This window comes from Sphingomonas paeninsulae (assembly GCF_003660165.1).
Lineage (GTDB): Bacteria > Pseudomonadota > Alphaproteobacteria > Sphingomonadales > Sphingomonadaceae > Sphingomonas_O > Sphingomonas_O paeninsulae.
On record NZ_CP032828.1, the window covers coordinates 729,727 to 745,814 of the forward strand.

At 57.0% G+C, this 16,088-nt stretch carries 17 protein-coding genes and 2 pseudogenes; 13 read left to right on the forward strand and 6 right to left on the reverse strand.

Going from position 1 to position 16,088, the window contains the following annotated elements:
* Nucleotides 1-5: 5 nt before the first annotated feature.
* The 3 genes from bufA2 to D3Y57_RS04835 form a co-directional block, all read right to left on the reverse strand.
* Complete coding sequence (gene bufA2, locus D3Y57_RS04825; RefSeq protein ID WP_121151840.1) at nucleotides 6-269, reverse strand: BufA2 family periplasmic bufferin-type metallophore; 264 nt, start codon at nucleotides 267-269, stop codon at nucleotides 6-8.
* 72 nt (nucleotides 270-341) lie between these two features.
* Nucleotides 342-983, reverse strand: a complete 642-nt coding sequence (locus D3Y57_RS04830; RefSeq protein WP_121151842.1) for a DUF1109 domain-containing protein — start codon at nucleotides 981-983, stop codon at nucleotides 342-344.
* Complete coding sequence (locus D3Y57_RS04835; protein WP_121151844.1) at nucleotides 983-1,519, reverse strand: sigma-70 family RNA polymerase sigma factor; 537 nt, start codon at nucleotides 1,517-1,519, stop codon at nucleotides 983-985. Before D3Y57_RS04835 ends, D3Y57_RS04830 begins: the two co-directional genes overlap by 1 nt.
* A gap of 214 nt (nucleotides 1,520-1,733) precedes the next feature.
* Here D3Y57_RS04835 and D3Y57_RS04840 point away from each other — a divergent pair, with 214 nt between their 5' ends.
* From D3Y57_RS04840 to D3Y57_RS04850, 3 genes are read left to right on the forward strand one after another with little or no spacing between them, the layout of a single operon-like run.
* Nucleotides 1,734-2,006, forward strand: a complete 273-nt coding sequence (locus D3Y57_RS04840; RefSeq protein WP_121151846.1) for a BufA1 family periplasmic bufferin-type metallophore — start codon at nucleotides 1,734-1,736, stop codon at nucleotides 2,004-2,006.
* A gap of 33 nt (nucleotides 2,007-2,039) precedes the next feature.
* Nucleotides 2,040-2,492 (forward strand): DoxX family protein, encoded by a 453-nt coding sequence (locus tag D3Y57_RS04845; protein WP_121152121.1) that lies wholly within the window; start codon nucleotides 2,040-2,042, stop codon nucleotides 2,490-2,492.
* Nucleotides 2,493-2,543: 51 nt separating this feature from the next.
* Entirely contained in the window at nucleotides 2,544-3,065 is a 522-nt protein-coding gene (locus D3Y57_RS04850) for a DUF1993 domain-containing protein (protein WP_121151849.1), read from the forward strand.
* A gap of 457 nt (nucleotides 3,066-3,522) precedes the next feature.
* On the opposite strand, the gene D3Y57_RS04855 is transcribed toward D3Y57_RS04850, so the two are convergent.
* Nucleotides 3,523-4,167, reverse strand: a complete 645-nt coding sequence (locus D3Y57_RS04855) for a TetR/AcrR family transcriptional regulator (RefSeq protein ID WP_239025741.1) — start codon at nucleotides 4,165-4,167, stop codon at nucleotides 3,523-3,525.
* Between the two features lie 150 nt (nucleotides 4,168-4,317).
* Here D3Y57_RS04855 and D3Y57_RS04860 point away from each other — a divergent pair, with 150 nt between their 5' ends.
* The 3 genes from D3Y57_RS04860 (at nucleotide 4,318) to D3Y57_RS20040 (ending at nucleotide 8,745) form a co-directional block, all read left to right on the forward strand.
* Entirely contained in the window at nucleotides 4,318-6,498 is a 2,181-nt protein-coding gene (locus tag D3Y57_RS04860; protein ID WP_121151853.1) for a TonB-dependent receptor, read from the forward strand.
* Between the two features lie 528 nt (nucleotides 6,499-7,026).
* Nucleotides 7,027-7,527 (forward strand): TauD/TfdA dioxygenase family protein, encoded by a 501-nt coding sequence (locus D3Y57_RS21535; RefSeq protein WP_430739000.1) that lies wholly within the window; start codon nucleotides 7,027-7,029, stop codon nucleotides 7,525-7,527.
* A gap of 135 nt (nucleotides 7,528-7,662) precedes the next feature.
* On the forward strand, nucleotides 7,663-8,745 hold the full coding sequence (locus D3Y57_RS20040; protein WP_162986967.1) for a DUF2853 family protein: 1,083 nt from the start codon (nucleotides 7,663-7,665) through the stop codon (nucleotides 8,743-8,745).
* Between the two features lie 305 nt (nucleotides 8,746-9,050).
* Here D3Y57_RS20040 and D3Y57_RS04880 read toward each other — a convergent pair whose 3' ends face one another.
* Nucleotides 9,051-9,518: a TonB-dependent receptor gene (locus D3Y57_RS04880; RefSeq protein WP_121151860.1), complete on the reverse strand. Its 468-nt coding sequence runs from the start codon at nucleotides 9,516-9,518 to the stop codon at nucleotides 9,051-9,053.
* Nucleotides 9,519-9,637: 119 nt separating this feature from the next.
* Here D3Y57_RS04880 and D3Y57_RS04885 point away from each other — a divergent pair, with 119 nt between their 5' ends.
* The 5 genes and pseudogenes from D3Y57_RS04885 (at nucleotide 9,638) to D3Y57_RS04900 (ending at nucleotide 14,179) form a co-directional block, all read left to right on the forward strand.
* Entirely contained in the window at nucleotides 9,638-9,877 is a 240-nt protein-coding gene (locus D3Y57_RS04885; RefSeq protein WP_162986968.1) for a hypothetical protein, read from the forward strand.
* Between the two features lies 1 nt (nucleotide 9,878).
* Nucleotides 9,879-10,649 carry an enoyl-CoA hydratase/isomerase family protein gene (locus D3Y57_RS04890; RefSeq protein WP_121151864.1) on the forward strand — a complete coding sequence of 257 codons (771 nt, stop codon included), beginning with the start codon at nucleotides 9,879-9,881 and terminating at the stop codon, nucleotides 10,647-10,649.
* A gap of 80 nt (nucleotides 10,650-10,729) precedes the next feature.
* Nucleotides 10,730-11,160 (forward strand): annotated as a pseudogene (locus D3Y57_RS04895) (flavin reductase family protein).
* 1,283 nt (nucleotides 11,161-12,443) lie between these two features.
* Nucleotides 12,444-12,902 (forward strand): annotated as a pseudogene (locus tag D3Y57_RS20735) (autotransporter outer membrane beta-barrel domain-containing protein); the annotation flags it as partial.
* A 95-nt stretch (nucleotides 12,903-12,997) separates the two neighbouring features.
* Complete coding sequence (locus tag D3Y57_RS04900) at nucleotides 12,998-14,179, forward strand: autotransporter family protein (RefSeq protein ID WP_162986969.1); 1,182 nt, start codon at nucleotides 12,998-13,000, stop codon at nucleotides 14,177-14,179.
* A gap of 113 nt (nucleotides 14,180-14,292) precedes the next feature.
* Here D3Y57_RS04900 and D3Y57_RS04905 read toward each other — a convergent pair whose 3' ends face one another.
* Nucleotides 14,293-14,901, reverse strand: coding sequence for a DUF4126 domain-containing protein (locus D3Y57_RS04905; protein WP_121151868.1), 609 nt, complete (start codon nucleotides 14,899-14,901; stop codon nucleotides 14,293-14,295).
* A 94-nt stretch (nucleotides 14,902-14,995) separates the two neighbouring features.
* On the opposite strand from D3Y57_RS04905, the gene D3Y57_RS04910 reads away from it, so the two are divergent.
* Nucleotides 14,996-15,241, forward strand: coding sequence for a hypothetical protein (locus D3Y57_RS04910; protein WP_239025743.1), 246 nt, complete (start codon nucleotides 14,996-14,998; stop codon nucleotides 15,239-15,241).
* Nucleotides 15,242-15,383: 142 nt separating this feature from the next.
* Complete coding sequence (locus D3Y57_RS04915) at nucleotides 15,384-15,863, forward strand: GNAT family N-acetyltransferase (RefSeq protein WP_239025744.1); 480 nt, start codon at nucleotides 15,384-15,386, stop codon at nucleotides 15,861-15,863.
* Nucleotides 15,864-16,088: the final 225 nt, after the last annotated feature.

The window sequence follows — 16,088 nt, forward strand, 5'->3', positions numbered from 1 at the left end:
AGGGCTTACTTTGGTGCGGTCAGGCTACCGCCGGCCTTGGCGCATGCCTTGCCCGAAATGGCCTTGAAACCCTGGCCCTTGCACTCGTTCTGGCCTTTGCACTCATGCGCGCCCGACTTGCAGTCCGACGTACCCTTGCAGGTGTTGATGCCGTAGCAATGGACGACGCTTGCGCCCTTGGCGAAAGCGGGCGTTGCGGTTGCAACGCTGGCGACGGCGATGATGGCGGCGGTGGCGGCAAAGCTGCCGGCGATGATACGTGCGGTCATGGTTGGTTTCCTGAATTGATCATTGCCGGAAGCGGCATTGATCAGTTCGGGGCGGCCTCCGGATCGGTTACATCACCAGCGTAAAAACTTTGGCCCGACCAGCGCGCCGAGTCCTGCGGCCATTGAAATGCCGAGCGAATACCACAGGAAAACGAACAGCGCGGAGGCTTCGGGGCAGTGCAGGCCGTAGAGCGTGCTTGCAAAGCCGCCTGCTGCGAGACCCGCAACAGCTCCAGTCAGCCGCAGGCGTGTCGGTGCAAAACTGCGGAAAGCGATCATCAGCCCGGCAAAGATTGGCAGCGAAAATCCGAACACGAGCAACGAGCAGACGCGCCAGCTTTGGCCCATCCACAGCCCGGTCCAGCCGCCGGGCGGGGCGTTGGTCATTTCGCCAGCTGCGAGGCTTGCAAGGATCAGCGCCGGTACAGCCAGCCACCAGAGCCAGCGTGGCCGGTCGGCATCGGGCCGCGCCAGATGGATCGTGGCGCGGATCGCGACCGCGAAGATCGAGATCGTGTAGCCCCATTTCATCCAGAACGGGAAACCGTGCATGATATGGTCGAGGTTGGGGCGCAGTCCAAGCAAGGCGACGATTAGCGTCATCGTCACGACGCCACCGCCCATAAGGCCTATCGTGATGCGCCGTGGCACCGAGCCGCGAGTGACCGGGCGAATGTTGTCGGCCAGCGACAGGATCAGGTCTTCGGTCCGCATCAGCCGTCGCCCTTGAGACGTTTGGCGAGTGTCAGCAAGCCGCGATGCACTGACACCTTCACGGCGGATTCACTGATCGCACCGCGTTCGGCGGCTTCGGCGGTGCTAAGCCCTTCGATCTTTGTCTGCCTGATGACCTGCGCCTGTTTTGCGGGGAGATCGTCAAGCAAACGATCGACGTCCACTCGCGCAGAGGTCGCATTCTCGAATCCTTCGGCGATCAAAATGTTTTCGAGCCCTTCCATCGGAACGGTAACGCGGCTCCGGCGGAAATGGTCGATCATCTTGTAGCGCGCAATCGCGTAGGCCCAAGCCGTGAACAGCCGGTCCCTGTCATAGCTTGCGCGACGGGTGTGAATGGCAATCATCGTATCTTGCACCAGATCCTCGACATCATCGACGGCACCACGCAGGCGTCGCCCGAAAAAGGATCGCAGCATCGGCACGAGCGCATCGAGCAGGGCGGTGTAGGCGGCGGAGTCTCCATCGAGACCGCCGATCATCCATATCCTGAGCTGGTCTTCGCTCGCCCTCACATGCTCTCCCACAAGGTCATTCGTTTGGAGGCGCGGAAAAGTTACAACGACAGCATCGCAGCCATGAAAATAATTCTTGCGGATCCAGTGTAACCGATCCCGTTGTTTTCGCGAAACAGTGTCGTGACCCGGCCCGATGGCCTCCCAGGGTCACCGTGCGACGGGGACTCTTCGTCGCACGTCCTGGGCCACACACTTTGAAAGGATCATTCTCATGTTAAAGACCCACGCCACGATCGCCGCCGCTCTGGCCGTCAGCATCGCCCTCGGCTGCGCCGCCAACGCGCAGGCCGCAAAAAAACCGATGGAGAAATGCTATGGCGTCTCGCTTGCCGGCAAGAACGACTGCAAGGCCGGTGCCGGAACCAGCTGCGCCGGTACGTCGAAAATCGCTTATCAGGGCAATGCTTGGAAACTCGTGCCCTCTGGCACCTGCACGACCATCAAGACTCCCAAGGGCCACGGCTCGCTCAACCCAAACGCCTGATCGCTTGTAGCGGCCCGATGGATGGAGACGACCATGACGCAAAATTCTGAAACCCCGACCAATCCTTATGCCCGGATTTCCGCCCGGATCGATCGGGCAGTCCCGAGCAACCTGCTGTTGCTCGTCGCCCGGCTCGGCATCGCGTCGATCTTCTTCCTGTCGGGCCGCACTAAGGTCGAGGGGTTGCTGACGATTACCGACTCGGCCCGGAGCCTGTTCGAGACCGAATATGTGCTGCCGCTGGTGCCGCCCCACATCGCCGTTTATGTAGCGACCTATTCCGAACATCTGTTCCCGATTCTGCTCGTTTTCGGCTTGTTCACGCGGGGTGCTGCAGCGACGTTGCTCGGCATGACGCTGGTGATCGAAGTGTTTGTTTATCCTGATGCTTGGCCTACGCACCTGAGCTGGGCTGCTATCCTGCTGCCCCTGATTGCGCGGGGGGCAGGGCGCTGGTCGCTTGATTTTCTGCTAGGCATCGATTGACAGTAGGTTGAAGCGGGTGCCGAATTCAGTTTGCCGCCAATGGAGACAGATATGGCTTTCACACTCTACAGCGCCACTATTCCGTCCTATCTCCAAATCCTCGCATCGATGGCGCGACTGATCGACAAGGCCGAAAGCTTTTGTGAAGTTCATTCGCTGCAACCCGACGCACTTATCGAGGCACGGCTCGTCGACGATATGCTGCCGTTTGCATATCAGATCAAATCGACAGCGGTTCACTCGATCGGCGCGATTGAGGGCGTCAGGAAAGGCAGGTTTGCCCCCGATAACACGGTGCCCCCTGCCACCTTTGCTGAATTGCGAGCAAAGATAGCGGGAACGGTTACCGCGATCGAGACACTCGATCCCGACGAGATCGAAACATTCATCGGACGTGCCATGCGTTTCGAATTCGGAGACCAGCATATCGATTTTCTGGCCGAGGATTTCCTTCTCTCCTTTGCCCAGCCCAACTTCTATTTTCATGCAACGACCGCTTACAATATCCTGCGCCTGAAGGGGGTCGAACTTGGCAAGCGCGACTTCAATGGAAGGGTGAGAAAGCTCAAGTGATCGCATACGTGACGGAAACCCGGAACTTCTGCGTTTAACGAACGCATGGCGCATCGAACGTGCCTGTTGAAGAGCGGGTTATACGAAAGAGCTTTTATTGCTCGCATTGGTCGCCGTATCTCCTCTCGAAGCGGGGGCCGTGGCGTTGGCTTTCATCGTGGTTGCCGCCCAAATCGCGGCGATGTCGTAGTCGCACGCGGCGTCTCGACGAGCGGCGATAACAAATCGTCCAAAGTCGGTCCTCCGAAAGAGGATTAGAATTCGCAGCTGTTAGGGAGTCCGCCGCTTCCCTACAATTACCGCAGATGTTCGAACATACTGTGGGACTGAGTGTGGGGTTGTGGGGGAGAAAGATATATTTGCCGCTTCCGTTGCTTCCTCTGGCGTTTCTGGATTAATCGCGACAGTCGTTGTCGGACCGAAGCGGGCCAGTATTGCCTCACCGTCCAGTCAGCCCTTACTTCGAATTCCCACCATTCGGATCTACCGCCGCTCGCGCGAGTTTGTGAAGCAAAGATCGAAAGCTCGCGAGAGACTTCGGGTCTGCGGCAGCATAGCTGCGTCCATCACCGAGTTGCCGACTATTGCAAACGTAAAAAAGCGAACTTGATCCTACCGCGTTGACGACATGCATCGGCGGCATGGGGCGGAAATCGCCTGAAGCAATTCCGTCCGTAACAATTGCGTCGATATCGCTTAATACCAAGTTCGAATACCGTGTCGGATCGCCGTGGCGCGGTGTGGTATCTGCAACCAACCGCATGATAATACGCGCCGCTGTTGGACGGCCGACGAGGAAATCGAGCCACCCGTCGAGCAACGCCAGGAGGTTATCAATTGGATGCTCTCCCGCGGGCCCCGGTGCCATTGCATGCATGCTCTCGAAGATGTCGTGCTCGACCGCATCGTACAAATCCTGCTTGTTCGCAAAATAGTAGATGATCGACGGTCGACGGATCCCCACCGCGAGCGCGACATCCTCCAGCCGTGCGGTCGCGAACCCGACATCGGCGAAAATTCTTTCGGCGGCGACGAGGATAGAGTGCCTCGTGGCCTCCCCTTGGTTGTGCTTGATTGGCTTCATCTTGATTGCTTGTCTCACCTCTCAACTCCTGTGTGAAGACCGTCAATTCCGCACAGTTTAAGAATTCGAAGGGCTTGCCATCTACCTACATGTAGGTAGAACTTCATTTCAGAGTCACCATTAAGGTGGCCGGGATGGGCGCGGTCACGCGCTAGGGAAGGGATAGAAATGAAAATTCGGAAGGCTTTTTTCCACTCAGCTTTGGGCGTCGCCGCCTTGTCGGGCGTGGTCCCTGCAGCCGCACATGATACTGCAGCGCAGACCGCGCAGGACGACGGTGCGCTTCAGGATATCGTGGTAACGGCGCAAAAACGCAGAGAATCACTGCAAGCGGCACCGATCTCCATTTCCGCCTTCACTGCAGAAGATCTCGAGCGCAAGAACATCACTGGGCTCGCCGACTTGCGAGCCAATGTTCCTAATTTGCAATTGACGCCTCATCCAAACAATGCAGCCACCACCCAGATATTCCTGCGCGGCGTCGGGCTATCGGATGATCAAATAACCCAGGATGGCAGTGTCGCTGTATATGTGGACGGCGTCTATGTAGCCCGCAGCCAGGGCCAAGCCCTAGAGGTCGCGGATCTCGAGCGGATTGAGGTGCTGCGCGGACCGCAAGGAACGCTTTATGGTCGTAACGCGACAGGTGGCGCAATCAACTTTATCACTCGCAAGCCGACACTCGATGAATTCAGGGCGAAGGCCCAGATCACGGTCGGCAATTATAGCCGGCGCACGTTCAAGGGGTCGGTGAACGTGCCGATCGGCAATTCACTCGCGGCGACACTGTCCTATGCAACGACCAAGCAGGATGGCTTTGTTCGCAATCTGGGCACCGGCGTAGAGCGTTTCGGCGACAAGGACCGTCAAGCAATGCGCGGTGACGTGTTGTGGCAGCCTTCATCCAGTTTCAACCTGCGCTACGCCTATGATCGGTCGCAGATCAACGACACGCCAGTATACGTCGCTGCATCCCCGCTGTTTCCGCTAAAATTGCCGCGTCCGACTGCAGGCAGTCCATTAGTACATGATCTTTTGCCGAACGACATCACGACACAGGGTCACAGCTTGACGGCAGAATGGAGTCCATCACGCGCAGTGACGGTGCGCTCAATTACCGCCTATCGCAAGCTCGATAACTTCCAGAACCAGGATTATCTGACGGGAGTACTCGGCCCTTTTCCCCTACAGAAGAACAGCAGTCGTGCATTGCAGGACCAATGGAGCCAAGAACTTCAGTTGGTCGGGGAAACATCCGACCGAACCCTTCAATATGTGGGGGGCCTTTACTATTTTTCCGAGAGTGGCAGCAACTTTAGCAATAGCTACAGCCCGCCGACGCTAACGCGCAGCTTCACCACTGCAACGATCAACAACAGCTCTTATGCAATTTACGGCCAGGTAACGCTGTCTCCTGGGTTTCTTGATCGGCGGCTGCACCTTACCGTGGGAGCACGTCAATCTTGGGATAAACGCGCAGCGACACTGGCGCGCCAGGTGCAAATCAACAACGGACCGATCACCGATGTCCCCGGCCTTGGTAACGGCCGCCGCAATTTCGATGATTTCAGTCCCTCAATCGTGGTCGCGTTCGATGCCACGCGCGACATCAATCTCTATGCCAAGGCGGTCAAGGGTTACAAAGCAGGCGGCTTCAATGTGCGAGCCAGTTCGATCTCGCGCTTTAACCAAGGGTTCGATCCCGAGGTGTTGTGGTCTTATGAAGTTGGGATGAAGAGCGAATTTCTCGACAGGCGGCTGCGTTTTAACGTTGCGCTATTCGATTCAAAATATCGCGATATTCAAATAAATGTCCAGTCGGACCCTACCAACGTACGTATTACCGACGTACTGAATGCCGGTCGTGCGACTGTGAAGGGGATCGAGGCGGACCTGACGCTGGCACCCTCGCGATCCCTGCGTTTCACGGCGAACTACGGGTATCTTGATGCCCGATATAATGAGATACTCGATGCACGCGGTGTGGACATCGCCTCAAGCTATCGTTTCAGCAATGCCCCGAAGCATTCCTTGGCGCTCAGCGCCAACTATGAGCTTCCCCGGCTGCCGATTGGCAAATTGTCTGCTGACGTCAACTATACCATGCAGAGCAAGTCCTACTCATCATCGACAATTGCCAGTGGGAGCTACATCATTGGGGATTACGGGTTGCTCAATGCCCGGTTGGGACTGGGAGAAATTCCAGGACTCGATGGCGTTCGCGTCGGCCTGTGGGGCCGCAACCTGACAGATCAAAGCTACTATATCTATCAGTTCAATATCGGTCGCCCCGGGGCGATATTCGGTGAGCCGCGAACTTATGGTTTCGATCTGATCGCCGAATTCTGAGGGAAGTGGTTCGATGAACAAGACAGCTTTAACCCTTGCGGCGCTTTCGCTCACACTGCCGTCGAGTGGCGGTCCTTCACTGAGTTATGTTCGAGCGGATTGCTTGAGGAAATCGCGATGCGCGTTGGTGTCACCAAGAAGGTGATCCACCATAATGACGGCGATAAGGAGACTATGGTTGCCGAATGCTATCGCCGGTCGTTCCGGATCTGGCAGGATATTGCCCAGCGCAGGCCGAATTTCTCCCAACGTGGAAACGACTGCCATTCAACCGGACAATTGCATCAAAATTGAGTCAGAGCCAGTTTTGGATGCCGATCTGGGGTCGATATCCTAGGCCGATTGACACGCTTCGACTTTTGCGCCGATCTTAGTTGGATGCGTTTCAATAACCCAGGAGGTATCCGTATCGGCGACGCTAAGTCCGACTTTCTCGACTATCTGCCGATCGCTCGGCCAATTGTCTGAAATCATCCGGAAACGAGCCGCAAGATACTGAACATCTGCCCGCTCAACATTCAGGGCATCATAGGAATGGATGACGCGGCGAGTGAAGCACTGATAAAGACCCTGATCGACGCTGTGACCCAGCCGCAGTTCATTTATGAGCATGCGTGGGAAGACAACGACATCGTACTTTGGGACGATTACCGGATGATGCACAGTGCCGTGGGTCATCGGGTGCATGTGACCCGCGTAGTGCATCGGACCACGCTACGGGGCCAGACGACCGTTGGTCGGATTATGGAGCCGACAAATGGGAGGGATGGGTGTGAGCGCGTCCGACGACTGTCCAATCTTGATGCACTCAGCCTTAGAAATAGCGCGGAAATGTCGAGTAAGAAGCACAAGACGGAGGAGATTGTCGGCAGCTGCGCGAAGTTGAGATTGTGCTGCACTATTCAGGCAACGGCAGATCGGTGCACGGCTGGTTACAGAAAAGTGCATCGTTCACATTGGATGAATCCTCCCGCGAAGATCCATCATGCGCGGCTGCTGCCTACTGCGAAGACGACTTTATCACGTTAGTCTGGTCGGATGCATGTCTTCATGGCATGCTCTTTGTCCGCAGAGGTCGACGGACTTATATTTTTATACCTCACGTTTACTCTCTGCTTACCCTGTTCGGTGCTGAATTCATCGAACGAAACGGAGGACAAACCGATGGCAGAAGATTGGTCCGTTGACGTCAGGAAATATGTTCCGGACGCAGATCCAGGCATTATTGCCGGAATAGTTCGACACTGCGGCATAGCACTCCAGAGCCGTGACGCCTCTCTGGTTTCTTTCACCGACAAAACGGAAACTGGGCGTGTCCGCGAAAGTTTCCTGAAAAAGAAGCTCGGTTTGACCGCTTCCGATGCAGATCTCGATAGTGCGATAGCTTCAGTCGGAGAGCAGATGAAGGCAGACCGGACGAAGAATCGCGTTACGGTTTACTATCTGCTTGCCGAGCGATTCGGGAAACTTGCGATGTTTGGCAAACCCTTGGCGGCAGGTGCTGAGTTACCTGTTGTCGAAAAGAGTGAAGGACCGGGCATCGCAACCCTCGGTAAAGCGGGCCTTGCCGCAGGAGCGATGGCAGCCGCGGGAGGCTTTGGCGGAAATCCATCCTCCGCTGGCGGTGTATCGCCCTCGTCCCCGAGGGACACAGGCGGGGTGGCCGCCAGAGCCTTTGCCAGCGAGTCGGGGATTGGTGCGCCCGTCGCAAAATCCGGCCTGATGCGCTGGCTGCCCTGGCTTGTTCTGGCAGCAGCTCTTCTGCTTCTGTTTCTCTATTTGGGCATGCACATGCGGAGAGCGACAGCGGCGAGCAATACTCCTGTCGTTCCCGCCACTACGCCAGCGGCCGACCTCTCAGCTACGCCTGCAGTCACTTCTCCAGCCGCAATTCCGACTGGTGCTGGCGTGGCTACGGAGGTTCGTGATGGCAAGCCAGCTGTGATCGTATATTTTGATACTGGTAAGGCCGATGTCGTACCGGCCTTTGGGGCGGCTGCGGCGTCACTCAAATCCTATCTTGGTAACAATGCCGGTAGCAAGCTGGCGATTTCAGGATTCAACGACAAGACCGGAAATGCTGCTGCCAATGCTGAGTTGTCTAAAAACCGGGCAAAGGCTGTTCAAACCGCGTTGGTTTCTGCGGACATTCCGGCCAGTTCGATCGAGTTGATCAAACCGTCTGATGCGACCGACACCGGCGCAATAAATGCCGAAGCGCGACGGGTCGAGGTCGTCGTCAAATAGAAAGTGCGAGGCAGTCGAACCGGCGTGTCGTTGGTTTGGCTGCCTACTTCGGCGATCAACTGGAGGGCGGGCACAAAAATAACTCTTTTCGTCAAGAAAAACCGCCCCATGTTACTTCGAACTGTACAGTGGTGCGCACCGGAAAGCGGGTCGCCCGCGCGATCCATGCGACACGCGTTCGGAATATGCGCTGTTCTTCAAAAGTGCTTGCGGAGAGTCTGTCTCAATTTTTTACCGTCTATCGCTGGCATTAACACAACTTGGCCGGCGCTTTTCGAAAAGCGCCGGCCAGTCTGCATTTGGTTTTAAAACTTGACCGAGAGCTCTGCGCCAAAGGTCTGCGGTTCACCTGGGATGACCGTGTTAAAACCGCCCGATGCACCTTCAACATAGCCAGCCTGATAATAGCCGCGGTTCAGCAAGTTTTTCGCATAGACACCGGCAGACACTTTGCTGCCCATGATTTCATTCCAGCTTAGGCGGAGTGAAACCATGGTGTAGCCTTTAATCTGGGTGCCCGGTGTGATTGAGTAATTGTTGTTCGAAAAGAATGACGATGTCTGCGAGAAAGTGTCACCGCGCAGATGGACGTTGCCCCAGTCTGTTGGCACTGGAAGGGTAACGTCGGCATATACCGATCCCGACCATTTCGGTGCGTCGGGATAAGAGTCGAATGGTACGATGAAGCCCGGTGTTCCTGTCTGCACTGAAAGATCGACCAAATTTTTCGTGTATTTGGCGTCGGTATAGGCACCGGCAAATCCGACCAGCAACCAGTCGGCAGGCTTGAAATCGCCATCCGCTTCCCGCCCTTGATCTTTGCCTGAGGTACGTTGACTGTGAATGCCGAAGGGGCTCCCGCTACCTCGACGAGAGCGAAAACACCAATGCGATGGACCTCGATATTCGACGGAGCAAGGTCACCCATTCCACTTTTGGTGGTGGTCCACATCGTTGCGCCGGACTCCATCTGGCCAGGATGGAAGCGATTGTGACGCTGCAGGAGTGGCTGGCCCGCATTCCTGCATTTCACGTCAAAGCGGGAACGAACCCCGTGTTTCGCTCGGGTATCATTGCGGCCGTGGACGATGTCCATTTCGAATGGGCACCAATAGCAGCGGCGGTAGGCTGAGTTGGCCGAGGTCGATTTCTGGTGTGAGGGGAGGGTGGCGCAGGTTCGGCTCAACCGTCCCGATCATCTGAATGCCATTACCGACACGATGGACGATCTTCTTGCGGAAGCCTGGGAGCGGATCAATGACGATCCTGACATCTGGTGCGCGATCCTGTCGGCGGAAGGTGAACGCTCCTTTTCGATTGGGGCCGATGTGTCGGGTGGCGGTGATCGCCAGCGACGAATGGCCTTTGGCGGCGGGCTGACCGGCATCGGCGGGCCACTTGTTACGTTGAAGAAACCTTTGATAGCCGCGGTTCAGGGCTTCTGCGTTGGCGGCGGGTTTGAGATGGCGATGTGCGCGGACATCATTATCGCCGCCGATACGACAGAGTTCGGACTGCCTGAAACAAAGGTCGGGATCATCGGCGAATGTGGGGTCGTGCACCGCATCGTCCGTCAGCTTCCTCACCACATAGCGATGGCGATGATCCTGACAGGCGAGCGTATGAGAGCTGAAGCTGCGGAACGGTTTGGCCTCGTTAATGAGGTCGTACCTCTTAGCGATCTGCCTGTAGCAGCGATCAGGTGGGCCGCGAAAATTAATGCAGCATCGCCGCTCGCTAATCAGGCAGCCAAGGCTGCGGCGTTAAGCCGACTGGACTATCCGCTCGAAGTCGCACTCGACACACAGTTCGAGGGAATCGAGCGCTATGCTCTGAGTACCGACAAGCGGGAAGGCGAGATGGCCATGAAAGAGAAGAGGAAACCAGTGTGGACGGGACGATAAAACTAGCCGAACCGATCGACGGAGCAACTTATCGGCGTGTGCTGGGACATTATCCAACGGGCGTGTGCGTCGTCACAGCCGTGGAAGCCGATGGGAAATGCGCGGCACTTGTGGTTGGATCATTCACTTCAGTATCCCTCGTCCCGCCGCTGGTCGCCTTTTCCCGGATCGCAGTTCGACAAGCTGGCCGCGCATCGAGCGTGCGGGCAAATTTTGCGTCAATGTGCTTGGTAGCCATCAGCAGGATCTCTGCCGCCGCTTTTCGGCCAAGGGCGACGACAAGTTCGTCGGGCTTGATTACGGGCTCTCTGCGAACGGGTCTCCGGTCCTCCAAGACGTTGTTGCATGGATCGATTGCACGCTCGAGGCCGTCCACGAAGCCGGCGACCACTTTATCGTTTTGGGTCATGTGCGTGAACTCGACATCGTTCGCGCCGAGCAACCTCTTGTTTTCTTTCGTGGAAAATACGGCGACTTTTCTCCTCTGCCTGGGGGCGAACCGGCCGCCTAGCGTTCCTCATCTACAATTTGAGACAGTTTTATAAAGAATGGCGGGTATCGAACTTTGAGGAACGGTTTTCCGACGTCGGTCACTTTAGAGACGGCCGCGAAGAATAGGCAGTTCTGCCAAAGACTTGACCACGACGGCATTCCGGGTTCAATGTCGTAGTCGCTGTTTAAAGGGAGCGGGCAGTGAAGGTATATTTCGATGCAGCCGTCGAAACCTTTTCGGAAGCAGGTTCGTCACCTTTGAAGCTTTTGCTTTCGGGGGCGGCTTTCACAGGTAGCCTGTTCTTCATTGCCGAACCGGCGTGGGCATCCTGCGATAATTATACGCCGACCGCGGGTCAGACCGTCACCTGCAATACTTCATCGCCCAACCCGACGACCATCAACGTCCTTGCCGCCACCGGCAGTACAAATGTCACCGTTACGAACGGGGCAGCGTCCAGCGTCACCATTTCGCGCACTACCAACCCCACAGCAATATCGGTCGACAGCAGCAGCGTAATCACCAACAATGGCATGATCTCGTTGGCAGGCGGCGGGGGCACCGGGGGTAATCGCGGTGCAGCGCTGGTCGGTACAGGTAACAACAACCAGATTACCAACGGTGCGCAAGGCGTCGTCAGCACAACCGGCACCTATAATGACGGTATGGCTGCTAATGGCAGCGGCAATATCCTCATCAACAACGGCGCGATCACCACCACCGGGCCGAACGCCTATGGAATGACCGCCGCCTGGGGGCAGACCAATACCGGCCAGTTGAACAACATGCTCGTCAACACCGGCTCCGTCGCGACCACCGGCAGTAACGCGCGCGCGGCCTCGATCCTGGGCGGGAGCGGCACGGTCAACAACAGCGGCACCCTGACCACCAACGGCAACAGCAGCACTGCGGTCTATATGCAGGGAAACAACGATCATCTTATCAACAGCGGCATCATTCATGCGACAGGTGCCGGTTCCGAGGGCGTATTCTCGAACACACTGAGCGCCAGCTTCACCGCGACGATCGACAATCTCGCAGGCGCCCAGATCATCAGCGATCAGGATGCTGCGCTGCGGACTCTGAACGGCAGCACGACGATTACCAATGCCGGCCTTATCCAGGGAACGAATGGCACCGCGCTGAACGGCGGCAACAGCGCGAACAGTAAGGTCACTCTCATCCTGCAAACCGGATCACAGATCGTCGGCCTCGCCGATGGCGGGGGTGGCACCAATCAGGTCCAGCTTCAGGGGACGGGAACGATCACCAACACCTTCGCCCGCTTCCAGACGCTTTATATGCAGGGCACGGACTGGACGTGGAATGGCAGCGGCACCTTTGCGGATAGCTATATCCAGAGCGGCACGTTCCGCTTGCAAAGCAACCTGACCGGTAATGTCTCGATCGCGACTGGCACCAGCTTGCTGGCTGGTAATGGTGCCAATCCGTCGATCACGCCCTATCCGGGCGGCCCTGCAATCACTGTGACCAATGCTGGCACTATTGATCTGACCAATGGCGGATCGGCGACCGCCAACAGCCTGACGATCCAGGGCAGTTATGTCGGTTCGAATGGAGCGCTGCTGCTGCGCACTCGACTTGGCGACGATAGCTCGCCGTCCGACCGACTGGTGATTTCAGGTGGTGCGGCATCGGGCACCACCGGCATCGGTGTTACCAATGTGGGCGGCGGTGGTGCCGCGACCGTCCAGAACGGCATAATGCTGGTGCAGGCAACCAACGGTGCGACGACGACGGCAAGCGCTTTTTCACTCAACGGGGGTTCGTTGTCAGTCGGCGCACATGAATATGTCCTGTTCCGGGGTGGAGTAACCAGCGGTACTGCGGACAATTGGTATTTGCGTTCGGAAATCATCGCATCGCCAATGCCCGCGATAATCCCGACCCCGACGCCGGCGCCGGGATCTCCGTCATTGCCGTTGCCCACGCCAGTTCCTCTCGCACCAACACCGCCGACGACGGAAAATCCCAATCCGCCACCCCGGTCGAGCCGACACCGATCATCCAGCCAGCACCGCCAACCCCCGGCGCGACCGCTCCTGTTGCCGCCGTCATCCAGATCTACCGACCGGAAGCGCCTGCGTATGCGGTGGTGCCGCTTGCTGCGCACCAACTGGCGCTGACCTCACTTGGCACCTTCCACGAGCGCCAGGGTGAACAAGCATCTCTGTCAGGGAACGGCGTGGTGTCTGCGATTTGGGGGCGCGTGTTCGGGCAGAAACTGGATCAGAAGTGGGGAGGCACCGTCAGTCCCGCTTTCGACGGAACGCAGGGCGGTTTTCAACTGGGAGTCGATCTTTTCGGCAAGACCTCGGATGGCGGCAAGGGGGATCATTTCGGCGTCTTCGCCGGCCGCGCATGGATGACCGGCGACATCCGGGGTTTCGCGCTTGGATGGAACAATCTGACCGTCGGCCGTCTTAAGCTCAATGGCACCAGCGTGGGCGGTTATTGGACACATGTCGGGCCGGGCGGATGGTATATTGACGCCGTCGCCATGGGTAGCTGGTATGGCGGGAGTTCGTTGTCGAGCCGTGGCGTTGGGATCGATACCGATGGTAAAAGCGTCACCTTATCGCTGGAAAGCGGCTATCCTATCAACCTTGCCCCAGGCTTGACCTTTGAACCGCAAGCGCAAATCATCTGGCAGCGGATGATGCTGGACAATACTAACGACGCCTTCTCGACCGTCGACTTTTCGACGACCAGCGCCTTCACCGGCCGGATTGGCGGACGCCTGCTGACGAGCGCCCATATCGGCGCGACGCTGCTTCAGCCCTATTTCAAAATGAACCTGTGGCGGGATTTCAACGCGCAGGATAGCATTCTGTTTGGGGGCAGTGATGCCGTGGTCACCCAGCGGGCGGCGACCGCCGTAGAACTTGGCGGCGGCCTTGGCGTACAATTCAATTCCTCTGTCAGCCTGAATGCCACGGGTGGCTATTCCACAGCGTTCGACCACAACAAACGTGAAGGCTTTCAGGGAACTATCGGCTTTCGCGTGGCTTGGTGATGCTACTGCTTGAGCCGTTTGATGACGGGGCGGAACTAAGGTCGATCCACGAACATCTTTCCGACGAAGAGGCCACGCAACAGTTAGGAAACTCGGTGGGGCAGATTATCGTTTCATTCCGTTACGGCTGGTAACGTCGTGGCAACGCGTCTTAGTCGACGCAGCACACGACGGAGCCAGATAATTGCCACTACGGCCATTGCGGCAAGAGCAACGGCAACAAATGCTGCCGAGGCCGGATGGCTATAGGCAAACCAAAGAAGTCCGGTGCTCGTCAGATCTTCGCCGGTAGAGAGGGCGACGTTGCTAAACGGCTCAGGAACGGTGTTGGCTATCGCGCGCGTTCCAGCTTTTGCTGTATGGGTCAAAAGCGACGCCCCGCCGCCTAGAATGAAAGCAATTACCTGAGTTGAGGGATCACGGGGGTCGATCAGCGCCAGCGCCAGCATCGCTCCGCCCAATGGACGGATGATCGTGTGAACAGCATCCCATATGCTGTCGATCCAAACCACTTTATCGGCAAGGAATTCGGCCAGGGCGGCACCCCCCGCAACGCCGAGCACTACAGGGTTCGCCAACACCTGCGGGGCGTGCAAATGTTCAGGGAGAGGCCAAATGCCGAACCGCAGGGCTAGCCCAGTCACAAAGATGCAAAGATAGAGCCGCCACCCGGAAAGCAGGCTGACGCTGGCGGCCATGCCAAGGATCTCGACGATACTCATCGGACAAGAGGTTGCATGGCAAACATCCAGAGGCAATCTAAACAATCTGTAATTGGGCTGTCATCACGTCATCGCTATCGTTGGATCACTATTCATGTGCGGCATTGATGCTGCAAGGAGACTCCCAATGGGTATTTTAGATATTGCCGAAGAAGCTGCCGGCGCATTTGCCGCCGATAAAGCTTTGGAAGCTGTCGATCCAAATGCAGGCTTTCTGGCTAAATCGGTTGCGGCTGTCGCAGGCTTCGAAGGCGTGTCCAAGGTGAAGGAATATATGGATCAAGGCGATGCCCCAGCAGCGGATGCTGAAGCGCCGGCTGATCCTCAATCCGACACTTAAAAGTGACGGGAGCCGGGGCCATTTGCTCCGGCTCTCCGGCCATGCGAGCCAAGTCCGTTCGCCCAATATTGATGGCTTTCCCCAGATATTACGGGCAACCACGGATGCTATGAGCCACGCCATAACGCAAATTCAGCCAATCGTGAGCAAGGCGACGGATGCGGATCTTGATGGGATCCTTGCGTTGCAGGCCAGCAATCAGATCGACCGGGGTGGAACGCTGTCGGCGAGTCTATCGCGTTCGCGCGTTTCTGCGATGATGCATGAGATGCCGTTAATCGTTGCGCGGCGCGAGGAACGTATCACCGGCTTTCTGATGACGACGACGAGAGAGATGAACGCCGACCTCCCCATCGTCCAGTCGATGTTCAAAGCATATCTGGGGGCGCCGGACGCCTATGTTTACGGCCCCGTCTGCGTCGATGCAGAGGAGCGTGGGAAGCGGTTGGCGCAGGTCATGTTCGAGGAACTGCGTGCGCTCGAACTGGGTCGCGAAGGCATATTGTTCATCCGAAGCGATAACGAAGCGTCATTAAGGGCGCATATTCGCATGGGAATGCGCGAGGTCGCCGAATTCGAGTTCAACGGCTTTGTTTTCTCGGTTTTTTCTTTCATTGGATGATTGGCTCTGACGATGATCCGCGTTTTCAGCTTATAGTTTACTGCGATGGCCCACGGCCACGTATCATATTGTGAAAGCTCGCTCATTTCCTGCGCGCTTCATCTTGCGGCCTCCGTGGGAATGCCGATCTAACGCTAATCCCCGTCTAAAGCCCTGCTACTTCGTACATTAACTTCACAATGCGCATTTCGTCGCGACAGACAGAAAGGAGATTGCCGTGTCCTG

Coding starts and splice junctions, on each gene's coding strand:
- bufA2 (WP_121151840.1), bottom strand. CDS start 269: ATGACCGCACGTATCATCGCCGGCAGCTTTGCCGCCACCGCCGCCATC.
- D3Y57_RS04830 (WP_121151842.1), bottom strand. CDS start 983: ATGCGGACCGAAGACCTGATCCTGTCGCTGGCCGACAACATTCGCCCG.
- D3Y57_RS04840 (WP_121151846.1), top strand. CDS start 1,734: ATGTTAAAGACCCACGCCACGATCGCCGCCGCTCTGGCCGTCAGCATC.
- D3Y57_RS04845 (WP_121152121.1), top strand. CDS start 2,040: ATGACGCAAAATTCTGAAACCCCGACCAATCCTTATGCCCGGATTTCC.
- D3Y57_RS04850 (WP_121151849.1), top strand. CDS start 2,544: ATGGCTTTCACACTCTACAGCGCCACTATTCCGTCCTATCTCCAAATC.
- D3Y57_RS04860 (WP_121151853.1), top strand. CDS start 4,318: ATGAAAATTCGGAAGGCTTTTTTCCACTCAGCTTTGGGCGTCGCCGCC.
- D3Y57_RS20040 (WP_162986967.1), top strand. CDS start 7,663: ATGGCAGAAGATTGGTCCGTTGACGTCAGGAAATATGTTCCGGACGCA.
- D3Y57_RS04885 (WP_162986968.1), top strand. CDS start 9,638: ATGGACCTCGATATTCGACGGAGCAAGGTCACCCATTCCACTTTTGGT.
- D3Y57_RS04905 (WP_121151868.1), bottom strand. CDS start 14,901: ATGAGTATCGTCGAGATCCTTGGCATGGCCGCCAGCGTCAGCCTGCTT.
- D3Y57_RS04910 (WP_239025743.1), top strand. CDS start 14,996: ATGTGCGGCATTGATGCTGCAAGGAGACTCCCAATGGGTATTTTAGAT.